At 69.8% G+C, this 17,973-nt stretch carries 19 protein-coding genes; 10 read left to right on the forward strand and 9 right to left on the reverse strand.

All coding sequences use genetic code 11. The features are described from left to right. Positions 1-7: 7 nt before the first annotated feature. The 3 genes from C8K38_RS02150 to C8K38_RS02160 all read right to left on the reverse strand — a co-directional run bounded on the left by C8K38_RS02150 (position 8) and on the right by C8K38_RS02160 (position 2,286). On the reverse strand, positions 8-625 hold the full coding sequence (locus tag C8K38_RS02150) for an FHA domain-containing protein (RefSeq protein WP_179800428.1): 618 nt from the start codon (positions 623-625) through the stop codon (positions 8-10). Between the two features lie 97 nt (positions 626-722). Beyond that, the gene (locus C8K38_RS02155) at positions 723-1,322 is read right to left on the reverse strand and encodes a phosphoribosylanthranilate isomerase (protein ID WP_097210046.1); all 600 of its coding nucleotides are present in this window, start codon (positions 1,320-1,322) and stop codon (positions 723-725) included. 76 nt (positions 1,323-1,398) lie between these two features. Continuing rightward, positions 1,399-2,286, reverse strand: a complete 888-nt coding sequence (locus C8K38_RS02160; protein WP_179800429.1) for an esterase/lipase family protein — start codon at positions 2,284-2,286, stop codon at positions 1,399-1,401. A gap of 253 nt (positions 2,287-2,539) precedes the next feature. Between C8K38_RS02160 and C8K38_RS02165 the strand changes: the two genes are divergently transcribed. Next, entirely contained in the window at positions 2,540-3,244 is a 705-nt protein-coding gene (locus C8K38_RS02165) for a lysoplasmalogenase family protein (RefSeq protein WP_097210048.1), read from the forward strand. A gap of 27 nt (positions 3,245-3,271) precedes the next feature. On the opposite strand, the gene C8K38_RS02170 is transcribed toward C8K38_RS02165, so the two are convergent. Next, positions 3,272-3,718: a hypothetical protein gene (locus C8K38_RS02170; protein ID WP_097210321.1), complete on the reverse strand. Its 447-nt coding sequence runs from the start codon at positions 3,716-3,718 to the stop codon at positions 3,272-3,274. A gap of 47 nt (positions 3,719-3,765) precedes the next feature. On the opposite strand from C8K38_RS02170, the gene C8K38_RS02175 reads away from it, so the two are divergent. The 4 genes from C8K38_RS02175 to C8K38_RS02190 all read left to right on the forward strand — a co-directional run bounded on the left by C8K38_RS02175 (position 3,766) and on the right by C8K38_RS02190 (position 7,094). Beyond that, positions 3,766-4,554 (forward strand): SDR family oxidoreductase, encoded by a 789-nt coding sequence (locus C8K38_RS02175; RefSeq protein ID WP_097210049.1) that lies wholly within the window; start codon positions 3,766-3,768, stop codon positions 4,552-4,554. Between the two features lie 98 nt (positions 4,555-4,652). After that, positions 4,653-5,258 (forward strand): hypothetical protein, encoded by a 606-nt coding sequence (locus C8K38_RS02180; RefSeq protein ID WP_306455710.1) that lies wholly within the window; start codon positions 4,653-4,655, stop codon positions 5,256-5,258. A 17-nt stretch (positions 5,259-5,275) separates the two neighbouring features. Further along, positions 5,276-5,938, forward strand: a complete 663-nt coding sequence (locus C8K38_RS02185) for a TrmH family RNA methyltransferase (protein ID WP_097210051.1) — start codon at positions 5,276-5,278, stop codon at positions 5,936-5,938. Positions 5,939-5,972: 34 nt separating this feature from the next. Continuing rightward, complete coding sequence (locus C8K38_RS02190) at positions 5,973-7,094, forward strand: glycoside hydrolase family 76 protein (RefSeq protein ID WP_097210052.1); 1,122 nt, start codon at positions 5,973-5,975, stop codon at positions 7,092-7,094. A gap of 9 nt (positions 7,095-7,103) precedes the next feature. On the opposite strand, the gene C8K38_RS02195 is transcribed toward C8K38_RS02190, so the two are convergent. Further along, positions 7,104-9,014: a glycoside hydrolase family 15 protein gene (locus C8K38_RS02195; RefSeq protein WP_097210053.1), complete on the reverse strand. Its 1,911-nt coding sequence runs from the start codon at positions 9,012-9,014 to the stop codon at positions 7,104-7,106. A gap of 59 nt (positions 9,015-9,073) precedes the next feature. Here C8K38_RS02195 and C8K38_RS02200 point away from each other — a divergent pair, with 59 nt between their 5' ends. Next, a complete protein-coding gene (locus C8K38_RS02200; protein ID WP_097210054.1) occupies positions 9,074-10,219 on the forward strand; it encodes a GTP-binding protein in 1,146 nt (381 codons plus the stop codon). Between the two features lie 11 nt (positions 10,220-10,230). Here the strand turns inward: C8K38_RS02200 and C8K38_RS02205 are convergent, their stop codons facing one another. From C8K38_RS02205 to C8K38_RS02215, 3 genes are all read right to left on the reverse strand, one after another. Further along, on the reverse strand, positions 10,231-10,953 hold the full coding sequence (locus C8K38_RS02205; RefSeq protein WP_097210055.1) for an antibiotic biosynthesis monooxygenase: 723 nt from the start codon (positions 10,951-10,953) through the stop codon (positions 10,231-10,233). Positions 10,954-11,047: 94 nt separating this feature from the next. Then, a complete protein-coding gene (locus C8K38_RS02210; RefSeq protein WP_097210056.1) occupies positions 11,048-11,698 on the reverse strand; it encodes a DedA family protein in 651 nt (216 codons plus the stop codon). A gap of 3 nt (positions 11,699-11,701) precedes the next feature. After that, positions 11,702-12,379 carry a VTT domain-containing protein gene (locus tag C8K38_RS02215; RefSeq protein WP_179800448.1) on the reverse strand — a complete coding sequence of 226 codons (678 nt, stop codon included), beginning with the start codon at positions 12,377-12,379 and terminating at the stop codon, positions 11,702-11,704. Positions 12,380-12,652: 273 nt separating this feature from the next. On the opposite strand from C8K38_RS02215, the gene fbaA reads away from it, so the two are divergent. After that, positions 12,653-13,690 (forward strand): class II fructose-bisphosphate aldolase, encoded by a 1,038-nt coding sequence (gene fbaA / locus C8K38_RS02220; RefSeq protein WP_027502545.1) that lies wholly within the window; start codon positions 12,653-12,655, stop codon positions 13,688-13,690. Positions 13,691-13,772: 82 nt separating this feature from the next. On the opposite strand, the gene C8K38_RS02225 is transcribed toward fbaA, so the two are convergent. Beyond that, positions 13,773-15,371: an Rv0361 family membrane protein gene (locus C8K38_RS02225; RefSeq protein ID WP_097210059.1), complete on the reverse strand. Its 1,599-nt coding sequence runs from the start codon at positions 15,369-15,371 to the stop codon at positions 13,773-13,775. A 60-nt stretch (positions 15,372-15,431) separates the two neighbouring features. Here C8K38_RS02225 and C8K38_RS02230 point away from each other — a divergent pair, with 60 nt between their 5' ends. The 3 genes from C8K38_RS02230 to C8K38_RS02240 all read left to right on the forward strand — a co-directional run bounded on the left by C8K38_RS02230 (position 15,432) and on the right by C8K38_RS02240 (position 17,970). Next, a complete protein-coding gene (locus C8K38_RS02230) occupies positions 15,432-15,848 on the forward strand; it encodes a DUF3151 domain-containing protein (protein WP_097210322.1) in 417 nt (138 codons plus the stop codon). A 37-nt stretch (positions 15,849-15,885) separates the two neighbouring features. Next, complete coding sequence (locus tag C8K38_RS02235; RefSeq protein WP_223263884.1) at positions 15,886-16,980, forward strand: FUSC family protein; 1,095 nt, start codon at positions 15,886-15,888, stop codon at positions 16,978-16,980. Positions 16,981-17,049: 69 nt separating this feature from the next. Further along, positions 17,050-17,970: a cation diffusion facilitator family transporter gene (locus C8K38_RS02240; protein WP_097210323.1), complete on the forward strand. Its 921-nt coding sequence runs from the start codon at positions 17,050-17,052 to the stop codon at positions 17,968-17,970. Positions 17,971-17,973 lie beyond the last annotated feature (3 nt).

Genomic DNA, 17,973 nt, shown 5'->3' on the forward strand with positions numbered 1-17,973 from the left:
CGGGTTCTCAGAGATCACGGTCGGTGACGACGCCGCTCTGCAGAGCGCGTTCGGCGAGCTGTGCCCGCTTCCGATTCTGCGGCAGATCCTCCACGCCGAACTTCGAGAACAGCGTCCGCAGATGGGTCTTCACCGTCTCGACACTGACAAACAGCCGCTCCGCGATCTGCTGGTTGGAGGCAGGCTTGCAGGCCGCGGCGTTGCCCTTGAAGGGCCGGCAGAGTTCGACCACGATCGCCTGCTGGGCGGGCGTCAATGTGGCGCGGGTGGGCACGGCGTCGGCGATCCGGGCAGGGTCACCACCCGCAGGTGTGTCGTGGAAGGTCAGCATCGAGGATCCGATCCCGATGCCGTCGCCCGACTGCAGGCGCCTGCGCCCGCTCAGTCGCTCGCCGTTGACGAACGTGCAGGTGTGGGAGAGCCCCTCGTCGACGATGGTCCAGTGGGTGCCTGTCCACTCGATCGCAGCGTGCAGGAGCGCGACGTCGTGGTCCGACGCAAACGCGATATCGGCCTTCGGAGATCGCCCCACGGTGACCCGGGGCAAGTCCTCGACCAATGCGAGTTCGCGATGAATCCCGTCGTCGTCGGTATAGCTGAGACGGGGCCCATCCAGTTGGCTCACGGCCACCCCAATGCGCGCCTCGGTGGGCACTGACACACATGCCCCTGACCGTCCAGTCTAGTTCCGATCGGCCGCAGGTCGGCAGGAGCAGTGGCCGCTAACCGCGGCCACGCACCGCGGTCACGAAGGCAGCCATCAGTTCCGGATCCTTGACGCCGCGGCTCGACTCGATACCGCTGGAGACGTCGACGCCCCAGGCTCCGCTGGCGTCCAGCGCGTGCGCGACGTTGTCGGGGTCGAGCCCGCCGGCGAGGATCCACCGACCGCTCGGCAGCAGGGACCGGTCCTGCCAGTCCCAGGCGACGCCCGCCCCGGCGACGGCACCGTCGATGAGCAGGAGGTCCTCGTCGAAACCGGTCGCCGGATCGCCCGAACTCCCTGTGTTCAGCGCCCGGACGACGCGGAGTCCGGCGTCGTGCAGGGCCGCGACCTCGTCGGCCGAGCGCAGATCGTGCACCTGCACGACGTCGATTCCCGCGGTCCTCGCTGCGGAGACGATATCGGCGATCCCGATCCCGGTGAACACCCCGATCGCGAGGACGCCCTCGGGCACACGCTGCCTGAGCTGCGCGGCCACCTCCGGGGTCACCTGGCGTGGGCTCCGCGCGAAGACGAAGCCAACGGCGTCGACGCCGAGCTGCACGGCGCGGTCCACCGTGACCTCGTCACGCAGGCCACACATCTTGATGAATGTCATTGAGATCGCCGATCCTCCGTGTGCTCGTCCGCTCGAGGATAGGGGCAGGCCGAGGGAACTCGGTCATCGCTCGGCGTCACCGATAGAGCTGATCCACGATCCAGCTCGCCGTGTTCGGGTTCGATCGAAGGCTCGAGTGGTCCACGGCGGGGCCGCCGGGAAAGGCGTCTTCGAAGAAGACGTTGGTGACGCCGGGCTCGGTGATGAAGGAACACGTGCCGGGCGGCGTCGCGACCTGATCGTTCTTCGTCGCCATCACGGCGTAGCCGACGCCGGGTTGGGCGATGGGCCCGTCCATGAGAGTCCGATAGATGTCGGATACCGGCGTCAGTTGGAGCGCCGAGGCCATCCCGGGAATCAGCGTTGCCAGCGCCGGTGCGAGGAAGGGCAGCGCCTCCAGCACCTGCACCGGGGTGACCGGCAAGTCCTTGATTCCGTACTGGGCCAGGAAGCCTGCGCCGTCGCAGCCGCGGGCCTCCGGCGCGAGCAGCACCATGTCGTGCACATCCGGCGCGCCGCCGAGCACCTTGACGTAGTAGTTCGCGGCGACGGAGCCCGCAGAGTGGGCGACGATGTCGACCTGGGGTGCCCCGGTGGTGTCCTTGACCTTCTCGACGAACTGCGCCAGCTGGCCGGCGGAGGCGGCCATGTCTCCCGCCCAACGTCGGCCGTCGACGACCCCGCCCTGGAACACCAGGGTGCAGGCGCCCTGTTGCCGCAGCGCCGAGACGACGACCTCCCACTGGGACGCCGTCTCGGAGGTGGTGCCGTCCGCTCCGGGCAGAACAAGCACCGGACGGGGCCGGACGCTGCTGGGACGGCAATCGATCGCGGGCTCGATCACCGTTCCCGACGGGGGCGCCGGAGCCGCCGAGCCCGTGTCGGGCGCGGCGGTGGCAGGCGCCGCCGATATCGCGAGCACCCCCGCGAGCGCCACGCCGAGGATCCCCAGCCGCATCGACATCGATCGGGCACCATGCTTGATCGCCATATGTGGAACGCCCCCCTGTGAGCCGATCCGACCGGCGAAATCCGATCGCGATCAAGGCCTTCGATCACATGGCAACAGACCCCGCGATCACCGTCAAGGCGAATCGCCGGTGCCGGGCGGGCTCGTGCGCCGGCCCGATGTCACCCGGGTGCCGCCGGCGCTCCGGCCCCGCTCGAGCACCCGATACGCTCGAGCCACACGTCAACCGTCACCGAAAGAGGTAGAGATGCGGCTCGAGCATGCGGTGTTCCTCGGCGCGACCGGAGCCACCGTGCTCGGCGCGGTCATCGGGAACGAACGGCTGCAGCAGATCGCCAAGCCGCTGATCGCGCCGTCCCTCGCGGTCCGGGTACTGCGCAAGCGCGCCGACACCGACGCCGCCGACACCGCGCTGCTCGTCGGCGGTCTCGCCGCCGCGACCGTCGGCGACGTCTTCATGATCGACCCCGACAACGATGCCCGGCTGGTGCGCGGCGCGTCGTCGTTCGCCGTGATGCAGGCCAGCTACACGACGCTGTTGCTGCGACGCGGGGCCTGCCCCACCCTGCCCGCCCTTGTCCCGCGGAAGCTGGGCTGGCTCGGTGCGGCCGGGCTGCTGCGGGCCAGGGCTCGCACGGTCTCCACCCCGCTCACCGCGTACGGCGCGGCGCTGGCCACCACGTCCACGCTCTCGGCCGACCCGGCGCTGGCCCCCGGCGCCACCACCACCGCGGGTATGGCGCTGCCCAACGCGGACCGGCGGAGCTGGCTCGGGCTCGGCGGGCTGCTGTTCACCGGCTCGGATGGCCTGATCGTGGTGCGGCGACTGTTCGTACGCTCGGAGTCGGGCCGCCGGGCCGCCGAGGGCGTGGTCCTGGCGAGCTACGCGGCCGCGCAGTTCCTTCTGGTCGAGGGCATGCTCGCGCTCGGGCGGAAGAACCGCACCAGCTAGGACCCGGCCGCCGAACCCCCGAACCGATCAGGGGCAGAGCACGATCCGGTCCCGATTGTGGGGGTCGACCCGGATCGGCACCGTCCTGCCTGGCACGAATCGCTCACGCATCGACGCGGGCACCTCGTAGACCACCCGGCCCGAATACGACTCCTCGCCCGGGACGGTGAGCGCGAGCCGCAGCTCGGTGAGTTGTCCGTGATCGGCGGTCTCGGCGAGCCGCTGCGTGCTCTCGATCTTCGCCCAGCCCTCCAGCCCTCGCCGCTCCAGCTTCCGGTCCGCCCGGGTCGGCCGGTCGGCCCACATCATCCCGAGCCCGAGCGCCGAACCGTACGCGGCCAGGAGCCCGCCGATCTGGTACGGGACGGTGCCCGGCGGCGTGTGCTGGACGAGCCAGCCCAGCCAGATCGCCAGGACGATCAGGTAGCCGACGGTGATGGTCAGCACCGTGCGGACGATGCGCTCGTGAAACATCGGATCCTCCACCCCCCAGGGTAGGCGCACCGCCTACCCTGGCCGACATGGCGAAGCAGACAGTGGTCATCACCGGTGCGGCGGCCGGGATCGGCAGGGCGACCGCGTTGGAGTTCGCGAGGGCCGGATACCTCGTCGGTGCCTTCGACATCGACGAGACCGGTCTCGCGGACCTGGCGCGGGAGATCCGCGCGGGTGGCGGCGAGATCTCGACCGGGGTGCTGGACGTCACCGACCCCGATCAGTGGGATGCGCGGCTCGCCGAGTTCGCGGAGGTCGCCTCGCACCGCCTCGACATCCTGGTGAACAACGCGGGGGTGCTCTCCTCTGGCCGGTTCGAGGAGATGTCGCTGACCGAGCATCGGCGGATGGTCGACATCAACGTCGGCGGCGTCGTGCTCGGCAGCCGGGCCGCCTTCCCCTACCTGCAGGCGACGCCCGGTTCGCAGCTGGTCAACCTGTGTTCGGCCTCGGCGATCTACGGCCAGCCCGAACTCGCCACCTACAGCGCAACCAAGTTCGCCATCCGGGGCCTCACGGAGGCGCTGGAACTGGAGTGGCGGCGGCACCGCATTCGGGTGCTCGCCGTCTGGCCGCTGTTCGTGAACACCGCGATGACCGGGAACCTGGACATGCGCACCGCCGACTCGCTCGGCATCAAGCTGACCGCGACCGACGTCGCGAAGGTCGTCGTCAAGGCGACCAGGCGCTCGCACCGGATGCTGGCGAAGGTGCACTACCCGGTGGGTCGTCAGGCTGGCGCGATGATGATGGCGTCGCGGTTCTCCCCGGCCTGGCTGACCAGGGAGATCAACCGGCGGATCAGCCACAGCTAGCGGGTCGCCCGGCCGGGGAGCCCGGTACCCGATCCCTTGCCCGCGTGGACCTCGGCGCGTCGGCCACTAGAGTTCTGTGGCGACTGTCGAGGAAGGGTGTGCGTGTGCGTTCAGGTCGGGTTGTAGCAGCGGTGTTCGGGGTCGCGGCGGTGTTCGGAGCGGCCGCCTGCGGCACCTCCGAGGCCGGTCAGGCGCCGCCGTCCAGTATCGCGGTGCCCACCACCACCGCCTCCGCGCCCACCACCACCCTCGCGCCGACGACCACCACCACCGCACCGCCCACGACGACGACCACCACCACCAGCGCGCCGCCCTCGACCACCGCGGTCGAGTACGCGCGCAACGAGGCGGTCTACTTCAGCTCGCCGGTGGGTGGCTTCGAGTGCGGCATCATCTCGCTGCCCACCCGGACCGAGGCCGGCTGCCAGGGCGCCACCACCCCGATTCCGGCCCGGCCGGAGAACTGCATGGTGAACTGGGGCAACGGGATCAGGGTGACGGGCAACGGACCGGGTGAGTTCCTGTGCTCGGGTGGTCCCGTCTACACCTCCGGCGTCTCGGCCGCTGACTCCGTGCTCCCGGTGGGGGACAAGGTGAGCTCGTTCGGGTTCACCTGCAAATCCGAGGCGAAGGGCGTGACCTGCGTCAAGGACGACACCGGGCACGGGTTCCGGATCGCGACCGACTCCAACGACACGTTCTGACAGATGCGGACACGGCAATGACCGACGACGAATCCGGCCCGACCGAGTGGGGAGAGCATCCCAACGGGGTGGGGCCATGGGACACGGAGCGGGACGGCCCGCTGCCGACCGACCCCCGTTACGACCCGGAGCTGCTCGCGCTGGGTGACCGGCGCAATGTGGTGGACGCGTACCGGTACTGGACCCGCGAGGCGATCGTCGCGGACATCGACAGCAGGCGGCATCCGTTCCACGTCGCGATCGAGAACTTCGGGCACGACTCGAACATCGGCACCGTGGTCCGCACGGCCAACGCCTTCGCCGCGGCCTCGGTGCACATCGTCGGCAGGCGTCGCTGGAATCGCCGGGGGGCCATGGTGACCGACCGGTACCAGCACATCGTCCACCACCCCGATGTGGAGACGCTGTTCGAATACGCGGCCCGCAGCGACCTGGCCGTGGTGGCGGTGGACAATACGCCGGGCTCGGTGCCGCTGGAGACCGCGAGCCTGCCGCGCGAGTGCATCCTGCTGTTCGGACAGGAGGGCCCCGGCGTCACCGACCACGCGAAACGGTCGGCGGAGATGACCGTCTCGATCGCCCAGTTCGGATCCACCCGGAGCATCAACGCGGGGGTCGCCGCGGGTATCGCGATGCACGCGTGGATTCGCCAGCACGCCGACCTGGGGCGTGCCTGGTAGCGATTCGTCACATATATAGGCAAGATCGTTTGTTATGCAGCATCAGTGGGCCGAGCGAGCCGACGCCGCCGAGGAAGCGATGGTCTCCCGGCACGTGCGCCGGTTGTGGGCCCTGCCCGGCACCGCCCTCGGCGTGGTGGCCTGGCCGCCGGTGCGGCGCGAACGGCTCTTCTTCAGCTGGCACTACTGGTGGCAGGCGCACCTCCTCGACTGCGTCGTGGATGCGGCGTTGCGCGATCCGACCCCCAAGCGTCGCCGTCGCATAACGAAAATTGCTCGGGCACATCGGGTCCGAAACATCGGCGGATGGACGAACAACTACTACGACGACATGGCCTGGCTCGGGATCGCACTCGAGCGTGCGCAGCGACTGCACCACCTCGACTATCGGAACGCCATCCAGGACCTGGAATCCCAGCTCTTCGATGCGTGGGCCCCTGACCAGGGCGGCGGCATCCCGTGGTGCAAGAGGTCCAATTTCTACAACACCCCGGCCAACGGTCCCGCGGCGATCATGCTGGCCCGGACCGGACGGCTGTGGCGGGCGCAGGCCATCGCGGACTGGATGGACGAGAAGCTCCGGGACCCGTTCACGGGCCTGATGTTCGACGGCATCCGGACCGACGACGCGGATTCCCCTGGGGAGCTCGACCGCGAGATCTACAGCTACTGCCAGGGCGTGGCGCTCGGCACCGAGGTCGAGCTCGCGGTGCGGCTCGGCGCGCCCCGGCACCGGCACCGGGTGCACGCGCTGGTCGAGGCCATCGACAAGCGGCTCACCGAGGACGGCCTGATCGTCGGCGGCGGGGGAGGGGACGGCGGCCTTTTCAACGGGATCCTCGCGCGCTACCTGGCGCTGGTCGCCGCCGAGCTACCGGGCGATCGCGCGGCCGATGTGCGAGCGCGCCGGACCGCGGCGCAGATCGTGCTGGACTCCGCGGAGGTCGCGTGGGAGAACCGCCTCCAGGTCGAGGGACTGCCGCTCTTCGGGCGCGACTGGACGGCCCCGGCTCACCTGCCCGGTCTCGGCGACGGGATCGCCACCTTCACCGGCGGCACCGTGCGGTCGTCCGACATCGCCGAGCGGGATTTCTCGGTGCAGCTCGGCGGCTGGATGCTGATGGAGGCCGCGTACGTGGCGTCGGGAGCGATCTAGGTCCCGTCGTCAGCCCCCGGCCTTGATCACGCTGGTGACGGCGTCGATCAGCGCGAGGTGGGTGAAGGCCTGCGGGAAGTTGCCCAGGTGTCTGCCGCTGGAGGACTCGATCTCCTCGGCATAGAGGTGCAGTGGGCTGGCGAACGAGAGCAGCTTCTCGCACAGCATCCGCGCCCGGTCGACCTCGCCGATCATCGCGAGGGCGGACACCAGCCAGAACGAGCAGATCGTGAACGTGCCCTCCTCGCCCGAGAGGCCGTCGTCCGTCTCCTCCGTCCGATAGCGCAGGACGAGCCCGTCGGTGGTCAGCTCGTCGGCGATCGCCAGTACCGTCGCCCGGACCCGATCATCTTCCGGGGGAAGAAAACCCATGATCGGGATCAGCAGGGTGGAGGCGTCGAGGGCGGTGGTGTCGTAGTGCTGGACGAACACCCCGCGGGCGTCGACGCCGTTGGCGCACACATCGGCGTGGATCTCGTCGGCTGCCTGCCGCCATCGCTCCGCGAGCTCGCCCACCCCGCGATCCGCGGCCATCGATGCGCCGCGGTCGGCCGCCACCCAGCACATGACCTTCGACGCGGTGAAGTGCCGGGGTTCGCCGCGCACTTCCCAGATGCCCCGGTCCGGCTTGCGGTAGACGTCGATCGCGCTGTCGACCAGCTGGGTGACCAGGGCCCAGGCGGGAGGGCCGAGCTGGCTGGCGTGCCGAACGTGGGTCGCGACCGACTCGATCAGCATCCCCCACATGTCATGCTGGCGCTGGCTCCAGGCACCGTTGCCGACCCGGACCGGACGGGCGGCGTCGTAGCCGGAGAGGTGGTCGAGGGTGTGCTCGGTCAGGTCGCGTTCGCCGCCGAGGCCGTACATGATCTGCATCGGACCGCTCGCCGCGGCGTCGATCAGGAACGCGAAATACTCGAAGGCCACCCAGTCGTAGCCGAGTTCGAACAGGGCGTGCAGCATGAACGCAGAGTCCCGCACCCACGTGTAGCGATAGTCCCAGTTCCGTTCGCCGCCAGGCGTTTCCGGAAGTGACGTGGTCGCGGCCGCCATCAGGGCGCCCGAGGGGGCGTAGGTCAGGCCCTTGAGGGTGAGCGCGCTGCGCTCGAGATACGGGCGCCACCGGTGGTCGGGAAAGTCGCCCTTTCTGATCCAGTCGCGCCACATCCGGTCGGTCCCGTCGAGCAGGCCGGTGGCCTGGTCGAGGCTCGTGACGGAAAGTCCGTTCCAGGAGAGCGCGACGAAAGCGGTATCCCCAGCGGACAGTTCGGTCCTGGTGCCCGCCCGCGCCGAGCCGAAGGTGAGTCGGAGGTTGCTCGTCAACGTCAGCGTGAGTTCGCCTGCGGAGCAGGTCGCGCTCTCGTAGCCCTCGCCCGAGTAGGTCCACGCGCCGGTCGACCTGCCGTACTCGAAGAGCGGCATGCAATTGACGGTGATCTCGACGCTGCCCTCGATGCATTCCGCGGTGCGCAGCAACATGTCCTGAGCGACCTGGTCCGCCGGTGGCCGCCGGTACTCGTCCGACCGGGTGGTGCCGTTCCACGGGCCCATCACCAGCGCGTCGCGCACCACCAGGGTTCCTGTGGGCAGGCACCAGGTCGTCTCGAGGACCATCGATCCAGGAAGGTAGCGACGCTGCGAGGGCGTCTGGACGTGCGACGGGCCGAACCGGAAGGACCCCGCGGACCGGTCGAGGAGCGCGCCGAACACGCTGGGGGCGTCGGGTCGTGGAATGCACAGCCACTCCACCGAACCGTCGGGGGCGACCAGGGCGGACGTCTGGCAGTCGGACAGAAATGCGTAGTCGGCGATCGGAGGGAATTCGGACATGATCGCCGCCCTTCGTCTGGTTCTGCGGGGTGCCTGTGCCCTGTGAAGGTACGCCGGGGCCCGGCGGCGGTGCGTGATTTGTACCCCCATCGGGGTGCGACGCGCACACGGGTGGCATAGACGGAAATGGTAACCATTACCATTAAGGAATGACTTCAGCCCCGACAAAGAAACTGCCCGTCACGGTCCTGTCCGGATTCCTCGGCGCGGGCAAGACCACCCTGCTCAACCATGTGCTCGCCAATCGTGACGGGCGCCGCGTCGCGGTGATCGTCAACGACATGAGCGAGATCAACATCGACGCCGCCCTGGTTGCCGGCCAGGGGCACCTCGACCGGACCGAGGAGAAGCTGGTCGAGCTGACCAACGGCTGCATCTGCTGCACGCTGCGCGAGGACCTCATCGAGGCGGTCGGGGCACTGGCCCGCGACGGTCGGTTCGACCAGCTGATCATCGAGTCGACCGGCATCTCCGAGCCGATGCCGGTCGCCGCGACCTTCGACTGGGAGTTCGAGGACGGGTTCAGCCTCGGCCAGGTGGCGCAGCTCGACACGATGGTCACCGTCGTCGATGCGTCGACCTTCCTCGGTGAGCTCACCCGCGGCCAGCGCCTCGCCGACCGCGGCGAGGTCGCCGGGGACGGTGACGAACGCACCATCTCCGACCTGCTCGTCGACCAGGTCGAATTCGCCGATGTACTGCTGCTCACCAAGACCGACCTCGTCAGCGAAAAGGGTGCCGGGACGGTGGAGGCGACGCTGCGCAGGCTGAACCCGTCCGCGCGACTGCTGCGCACGGTGGCAGGCGTCGTCGACCTCGACGAGGTCCTCGAGACCGGCCTCTACGACCCCGAGCTCGCCGCCCGGGCTCCCGGCTGGGACGACGAGCTGGCCGGTGGGCACACCCCGGAGACCGAGGAGTACGGCATCCGCAGCGTCACCTACCGGGCCGACCGGCCGTTCCATCCCGCGCGCCTCGAGGTCGCGCTCGCGGAGCTGAAGGGGTTGCTGCGCAGCAAGGGGTTCTGCTGGATCGCCAGCAGGCCCGAGGTCGCGGCGATCTGGTCGCAGGCGGGGCCGAACCTGACGATCGAGCCCGCGCAGCTGTGGTCGAGCGCCGAGGTGCCACCGGGGCAGGAGCTCGTCTTCATCGGTGTCCGCCTGGACGTGCACGCGCCGAAGCGGATCCTCGACACCGCCCTGCTGACCGACGGCGAGTTGGCCGCGGGCCCGAGTGCGTGGGTCGGCTACCCGGATCCGTTGCCCGCGTGGGAACTCGACGACCACGAGCACTGAGGCGGGGCGGTTCACGCCCCCGCGACGCCGCCGCTCAGGCTGAGCGCGGGCGTGTACCGCTTCATGCCGAGACCGGTCACGCCGGGAAAGCTCTGCACCCGGTGCCACTCGGGCGTCGCCGAGCCGATGCCCTCGCCCCCGGCGAGGGCATCGATGTGCGCCTGCGCGCTCTCCCACTCGGCGTAGTTGAGCACCCGGGTCCCGTCGACGCTGACGTGGAAGTGTCCGGAGATCCCGCCGGGGGCCGGCTCGGGGTCGTTCTCCAGCGCCTCGAAGACGCCGTCCACCCAGGCCCGCTGGCGCACGGGGTCGGGACCGTCGAACTCGATGTCGACGACGATGATCGCGCCCGGCACCCGGCCGGCGTCCCCGGCGGAGCCGCCCCTGTTTCGGTACAGCTCGTACGTGTGCAGCCAGAGTCGCTCGATGCCGGGCACCGCGGCGTCGATCTCCGCGACCGTGTCGCTCCGCGCCCCCGTCAGCCAGATCCGGTAGCTCTCCTCGTCGGCCCACTGTGAGTAGTGGAACAGCGTCCCGCCGTCATTGCCGATGTAGACGCTGTAGGAGAGCAGGTGCTCGTCGGGCCAGTCGCGCTTGCCCCAGGCCGCGGCGATCGCGTCGACCGCCGCCCGCTGTCGCTCGGGCGTGCCGACGTCCCAAGCACTGGCCTTGACGATGCCGGCACCGGGACGGGTGATCCGTGGCAGCGCGTGGGGGTTCCTGACGACGCTCATGGCTGATCTCCGGTCTCTCGGGGGCGCTGGGCTCGGGTCCTGAGAGACATCCTTGAACCTGAAGTTCAATTGAGGTCAAGCCGTGGGGACGCGGTCACTCGACGGCGTAGTCCACGGGCGGTTTTGCCATCTCCTGCCGGTAATGCCGGATGCCGAGCACCGTGCCGACGATCAGGCACACCACCATCACTGCGAGCACCGCAGGCATCAGCCACGGGACGCGCTGGAGGAACTCGCCCGCGTAGTAGCCGATCAGCAGCAGCACCGGGGCCCACGCGAGCGCGCCCAGGCTGCTGGCCACCGTGTACATGCGGTGGTTCATCCCCGCCGCGCCCGCGACCAGCGGGCACAGGGTCCGGACGAACGGAATCCAGCGCGCCACCAGAACCGACAGGAAGCCGTGCCGATCCAGCAGGACGTTGACCTTGTGCAGGTTCTCGGCCGTCACGTAGCGGCCCCCGCGGCGCGCCACCAGATGGTGCCCGGTGCGCAGGCCGATCCGGTAGCCGACCTGGTTGCCCGCGATGGCGGCGACGGCGGCACCCGCGGACAGCGCCCACACGTGGGCCGAACCCGAGGAGTGGCCCGCCAGCACGATGCCCGCTGTGATCAACAGGGAGTCACCGGGCAGGAACAGGCCGATGATGACGGCGCACTCGAGGAAGACGAAGGCGAGGACGATCAGCCACACCACCGCCGGCCCGGCGGTTTCAAGTGGCGCAAAACTGCCGGCGGCGAGCGTCATCGGCTACGGCGTCGGGTCGTCTTGGGCCACGGGGACCTCGGGCGCTGTCGCTGCGACCGGTTCGCGGCGCGAGGCCAACACCTTCTTGGCCACCGCGGCGATGCCCGGCAGGATCGAGATGAAGACGATGAGCAGGAAGATGGCCTCGACGTTGTCGCGGATGAAGGCGACATTGCCGAGGAAGTAGCCCAGGATCGTGACGCCGCCGCCCCACAGGATGCCGCCGACGATGTCGTAGCCGAGGAAGGTGCGGTAGTTCATCTTCGAGACGCCCGCGATCACGGGGGTGAAGGTGCGCACGATCGGCACGAAGCGGGCCAGGATGATGGTCTTCGGCCCGTGCTTCTCGAAGAACGCGTGCGACTCGGTCACGTACTCCTTCTTGAAGAAGCGCGAGTCTTCCTTCTTGAACAGCGCGGGGCCGATCTTGCGACCGATCCAGTACGCGGTCTGGTCGCCGAGGATCGCCACGACAGGCACCGCGATCATCAGGACCCAGATGTTGACCGGCGGGTTCGGCTGTGCGGCGAGCAGGCCACCGGTGAAGAGCAGCGAATCGCCAGGCAGAAGCGGGAACAGCAGGCCCGTCTCGATGAAGACGATGGTGAGGATCGCCGGTAGCACCAGGTTCTTGAGCCACGACTCCGTCAGCAGATACATCGGGTCCATCCACTGGGGCATCAGGGCTAGGTTGGTCACGGACTCCGAGGCTGCCTGCACAATCACGCGGCCCAGAGTACCGGCGATCGGCGCGGGCTCGCCCGCCCGCGCCCCGCGGCCGGTCGGAACCGGGTGAACGCACGCGGCGCCGGCGGCAATCGTGAGGTCGCCGGTGGGCGGCGACGGTCAGGAGTCGTCGGGCACGCGCGGCGGGGTTTGCAATACTGCATGTACCCCCGGCGCCCCTGACATCAAGGGATGCGCCCCTCGACTCTTTAAATGGAGGTCAGTTCCGTGCCGATCGCAACTCCCGAGGTCTACGCCGAGATGCTCGGTCGGGCCAAGGAGCACTCCTTTGCCTTCCCCGCCATCAACTGCACCTCTTCCGAGACCATCAACGCCGCCATCAAGGGCTTCGCGGACGCGGGCAGTGACGGCATCATCCAGTTCTCGACCGGCGGCGCGGAGTTCGGTTCCGGCCTCGGCGTCAAGGACATGGTCACCGGCGCCGTCGCGCTGGCCGAGTTCGCGCACGTCATCGCCGCGAAGTACGACGTGACCATCGCGCTGCACACCGACCACTGCCCCAAGGACAAGCTCGACGGCTTCGTGCGTCCGCTGCTGGCGATCTCGCAGGAGCGCGTCAACGCGGGCCAGAACCCGCTGTTCCAGTCGCACATGTGGGACGGCTCGGCCATCCCGATCGACGAGAACCTGGAGATCGCCAAGGAGCTGCTCAAGCTCTCGGCGGCCGCGAAGATCATCCTCGAGGTGGAGATCGGCGTGGTCGGCGGCGAAGAGGACGGCGTCGAGGCCGAGATCAACGACAAGCTGTACACCTCCAGCGAGGACTTCGAGAAGACCGTCGACGCGCTCGGTGTCGGCGAGAACGGCAAGTACCTGCTGGCCGCCACCTTCGGCAACGTGCACGGCGTCTACAAGCCGGGCAACGTCAAGCTCAAGCCCGCCGTGCTCGAGGAGGGCCAGAAGGTCGCGGCCGCGAAGCTCGGCCTTGCCGCAGGCTCGCAGCCGTTCGACTTCGTCTTCCACGGCGGCTCGGGCTCGCTGAAGTCGGAGATCGAGGACTCGCTGAACTTCGGTGTCGTGAAGATGAACGTCGACACCGACACCCAGTACGCGTTCACCCGCCCGATCGCCGGACACCTGTTCGCCAACTACGACGGCGTCCTCAAGATCGACGGCGAGGTCGGCAACAAGAAGGTCTACGACCCGCGCAGCTACCTCAAGAAGGCCGAGGCCGGCATGACCGCTCGCGTCATCGAGGCCTGCAACGACCTCAAGTCCGCCGGACGCTCCGTCTCCGGCAGCTAGTCGCTCGCACGAAAGTGCAGCTACCGGCTCGGCCTCTCGGCCGATGCCCCGGTAGCTGCACTTTCGTCGTTTCCGGGCTAGGTCAGCAGACCTTCCACGCGTCGCCGTCGCGCTGCAGGTTGAACGAGCGCGCCGAGCTCTCGTTCGGGGCCGCGCCGGTGTGGACGGTGGCCTGGGCGATCGCGGTGTCGTCGGTGATGGAGACCGTGTCGATGCTCTCGACGACGGGGATCGACCGCTGGTCGACCGCCACCCGGTACACGTCGGCGAACTCGGCATCGGGGATCTGCGCGTAGTACGACGCCAGGTCGCCGCAGGAGATCGTCCGCAGGGTCGCGAGATCTCCGCCCTCGATCGCGTCGACGAAGGTGTTGATCGCGGTCTTGACCTGGTCCTCCGCCGAGTTGCTGCTGACCGTCGAGGTGAGCAGGTAGGCCCCACCCGCCGCGGCGGCCAGCACTACGCCGACGGTGACGACGATCGGCCATCGCTTCTTGCCGCTCGACGCGGGCTCCGGGGCGGGGATCTTGGCGGGCCCCGCGACCGGAGGTGCCGGGCGCGGCGGCGCGGCGATGGGAGAGGCACCCGCGGGCGGCCGGACCGCCGGTGCGGGTCGGCCGGGACCGACCTTGGCCGGCGCGGCCTTGGGGCGCGAGACCTGGGTCGGGGGCACCACGGCGTTGGGCCGTGCGGGCGGCGGGGTGACCCTCGGGAGGGCGACGGTGGCGTCGTCGGGGGCGGCGGGCGGCGGTGTGACCCTCGGGAGGGCGACGGTGGCGTCGTCTGGGGTCCCGGCGGTGGCCGCGGGTGCGGACTGCGGGGCGGTGGTGGGCGCGGGCGGGGCGCCTGCGGGCACGACCTTTCGCGGTGCGGCCGTCGGAGCCTGCGGCTTCCATGCCGCGCCCGACCTCTCCACCGGGACGGTGACCGCGGCGAATCCGTCCTCATCGGCGTCGGTGTCCGTGTCCGTGTCCGTCGGCTCGGGCTCGGCCGGTGCGTGGACGTCCTCGGCCTTGGATTCGGCGTCCGCCTCGGGCTCGGGCTCGGCCTTGGATTCGGCGTCCGCCTCGGGCTCGGGCTCGGCCGGTGCGTCCTCGCCCTGGGTCACGGCGTCCGCCTCGGGCTCGGACTTCGCTTCGGCGTCCGCCTCGGGCTCGGGCTCGGACTTCGCTTCGGCGTCCGCCTCGGGCTCAGCCTCCGCCTCAGGCTCTGCGTCTGCCTCGGCATCCGCCTCAGCCTCGGCGTCGGGCTCGGGCTTGGCCCCCGTCTCGGCCTCTGGCTCTGTTCCGGGCTCGGACTTCGCTTCGGTCACGGTCTCGACCGGCGCGGGGTCCTCGTCCTTCTCGGTGTGCTCCGCCGACTCCGGTGCGACGTCGTCCGTCGCGTCGGTGACCGGCGTGTCGTCGGCCGCATGCCCGTCCGCCGCCTCCGCCTCGTCAGCGACAGCGACAGCGACAGCGGCATCGCCGGCGATGTCGGGTTCGGTGGCCGGGGTCTCGGCCTCGGGGGTCTCCTGTGCCTCGGCGTCCGTCGTCTCCGGCGTTGTCACCGAGGCGTTTCCGGTGTCCTTCGCGTCCGCGCCGATCGCTGCCCGGTCGCTGCCGGGTTCCGCGCTCTGGGCGGCAGAGTCCTTGGGTTCCGGGTTCTTGGGGTCCGACACGTCCGCCCTCTCGTTCGCCATTCCTGTTCGTGACTGTGGGCAGCCTATCGAGCGACCGGTGGTCGGGGCACAATGGTCGGCATGACCTCTTTCGGTGACCTGCTCGGCCCCCAGCCCACCCTGCTGCCCGGAGACGACGACGCGGAGTCCGAACTCCTGAACAAGGCGGACCCCAAGCAGGTTGCGGCCGACCATCCGACGGCGTCCATCGCGTGGGCCTACCTGGCCGAGGCCGCACTCGCCGACGATCAGACGATCACCGCCTACGCGTACGCGCGCACCGGCTACCACCGCGGGCTCGACCAGCTGCGACGCAACGGCTGGAAGGGTTTCGGTCCTGTGCCGTACAGCCACGAGCCGAACCGCGGGTTCCTGCGCTGCGTCGCGGTACTGGCCAAGGCCGCCAAGGCGATCGGCGAATCCGACGAGCACGCCCGCTGCCTGGACCTGCTCGAGGACTGCGACCCCAGGGCCGCCGAAGCACTTGGCCTCGGCTAGCCCTCAATTCTTCACCGCCGACCGGGGCCGCGCTCGACTGAGGGCCTCGGTCAAACGGCTGCGCGGGTCGGCGTTTCCCGTCCTGCAGTGCGCGCTCGCCGCCGGACTCGCCTGGTGGATCGCCAATGACCTGATCCACCACCCGAATCCGTTCTTCGCGCCGATCGCGGCCGTCGTCTCGCTGGGCCTGTCCCTCGGGGCGCGGCTGCGGCGGTCGGTGGAGCTGCTCGCGGGCGTCACCGTCGGCATCGGGATCGGTGACCTGCTGATCTCCCAGATCGGCACCGGCGCCTGGCAGATCGTGCTGGTGGTGATGCTGGCCATGTCGACGGCGATCTTCCTCGACGGCGGGCCGATCATCTCGATGCAGGCCGGCACCTCCGCGGTGCTGGTCGCGACGCTGATCCCGCCCGAACGTGGCGGTGGTCCCGACCGGATGATCGACGCCCTCATCGGTGGCCTGGTCGGGATCCTCGTCGTCGCGTTCGTGCCGACCCATCCGGTGCTGCGGGCGCGGCAGCACGCCGCCGCGATCCTCGGCACCGCGGGGGAGGTGCTGCAGCTGGTGGCGGACGGGCTGGTCGAGAACGACCCGGAACCGATCGTCAAGGCGCTGCAGAAGGCCCGCGACACCCAGTCGGCGATCGACGGGCTCCGCTCGAACCTGATCGGTGGCCGGGAGATCAGCCGGGTATCGCCGCTGTACTGGAACTCGCGCGAACGTCTCGCGCGGCTGAGCGCCACCGCCGATCCGATCGACAACGCGATGCGCAACATCCGGGTGCTCGCGCGACGGTCGCTGACGCTGGTCCGCGACGACGAGATCCTCGATCCGCGGTTGGTCGACGAGGTGGAGAAGCTCGCGCAGGCGCTGGAGGTGCTGCGCCGGATGATGCTGGCCGATCCCGGCGAGAAGCCCGACCAGGCCGACGCGGCCCGGGTGCTGCGCTCGGTGGCGTCCGGGGCGAAGGCCGAACTGGTGGAGAACGCGGGCGTGTCCGCGACCGTGGTGTTCGCGCAGATCCGCTCGCTGACGGTGGACCTGCTGCAGGTCGCGGGGCTGAAGCGGATCTCGGCCATCGCGACCCTGCCGCCGACGGTCGCGCATCCCTACTATCCGCCGGAGCAGTAGCGGCGACGATGTAGCCACATATGCGAATGTATGCATATGATGGACGCGAACCACACGAAGGGGAGCGTCATGGGAGTTGGGCACGGGCACAGCCACGGGGGTGAGCCGACCGCCGCGGGGCCGTCGGCGGGCCGGATCCGCCGGATGGTCATCGCGCTGGGGATCCTGCTCGCGTTCCTCGCGCTCGAGGTCGCGGTCGGCCTGACCATCAACTCGCTCGCGCTCCTCGCGGACGCCGGGCACATGCTCACCGACGTCGTCGGCATGTCGATGGGCCTGGTGGCGTTGCTGCTCGCCAGGCAGGGGTCCAAGGCCGCCGCACGCACCTTCGGCTGGCATCGCGCCGAGGTGCTCACCGCGATGGCCAACGCGGTGCTGCTGCTGGCCGTCGCGGCGTGGGTGATGTACGAGGCGATCGGACGGATCGGCGACGCCCCCGAGGTACCCGGCCTGCCGCTGATGCTGACGGCCGCTGCCGGGCTCGCGGCCAATATCGTCGTGATGCTGATGCTGCGCGCCGACGCCAAGGGCTCCCTCGCGGTCCGCGGTGCCTACCTCGAGGTGCTCGCGGACGCCGTCGGCAGTGTCGGCGTCCTCATCGCAGGCGCCGTGGTGCTGGTGTTCAACTGGCCGTACGCCGACATCGTGGTGGGCGTGCTGATCTCGCTGTGGGTGGTGCCCCGCGCGGTCAAGCTCGCGGGCGCCGCGCTGCGCATCCTCACCCAGGCCTCGCCCGCGCACGTCGACGTCGACGCCGTCGAGTCGGATCTGCGCGCCCTGTCCGGGGTCTCGGACGTGCACGACCTGCACGTGTGGACGCTGACCACCGGCATGGACGTCGCGACCGTGCACCTGACCAGCGAGGCGGATTCGCGGCAGGTGCTCGGCGCGGCGAAGGTCGTGCTCGACGCGCACGGGCTCGGCCACGCGACCGTGCAGATCGAGTCGGGCGTCGAGGGCAGCCACTGCCAGGAGAACCTCACCTGGTGACGC

Source organism: Rhodococcus sp. OK611, from assembly GCF_003050885.1.
Lineage (GTDB): Bacteria > Actinomycetota > Actinomycetes > Mycobacteriales > Mycobacteriaceae > Rhodococcus_G > Rhodococcus_G oryzae.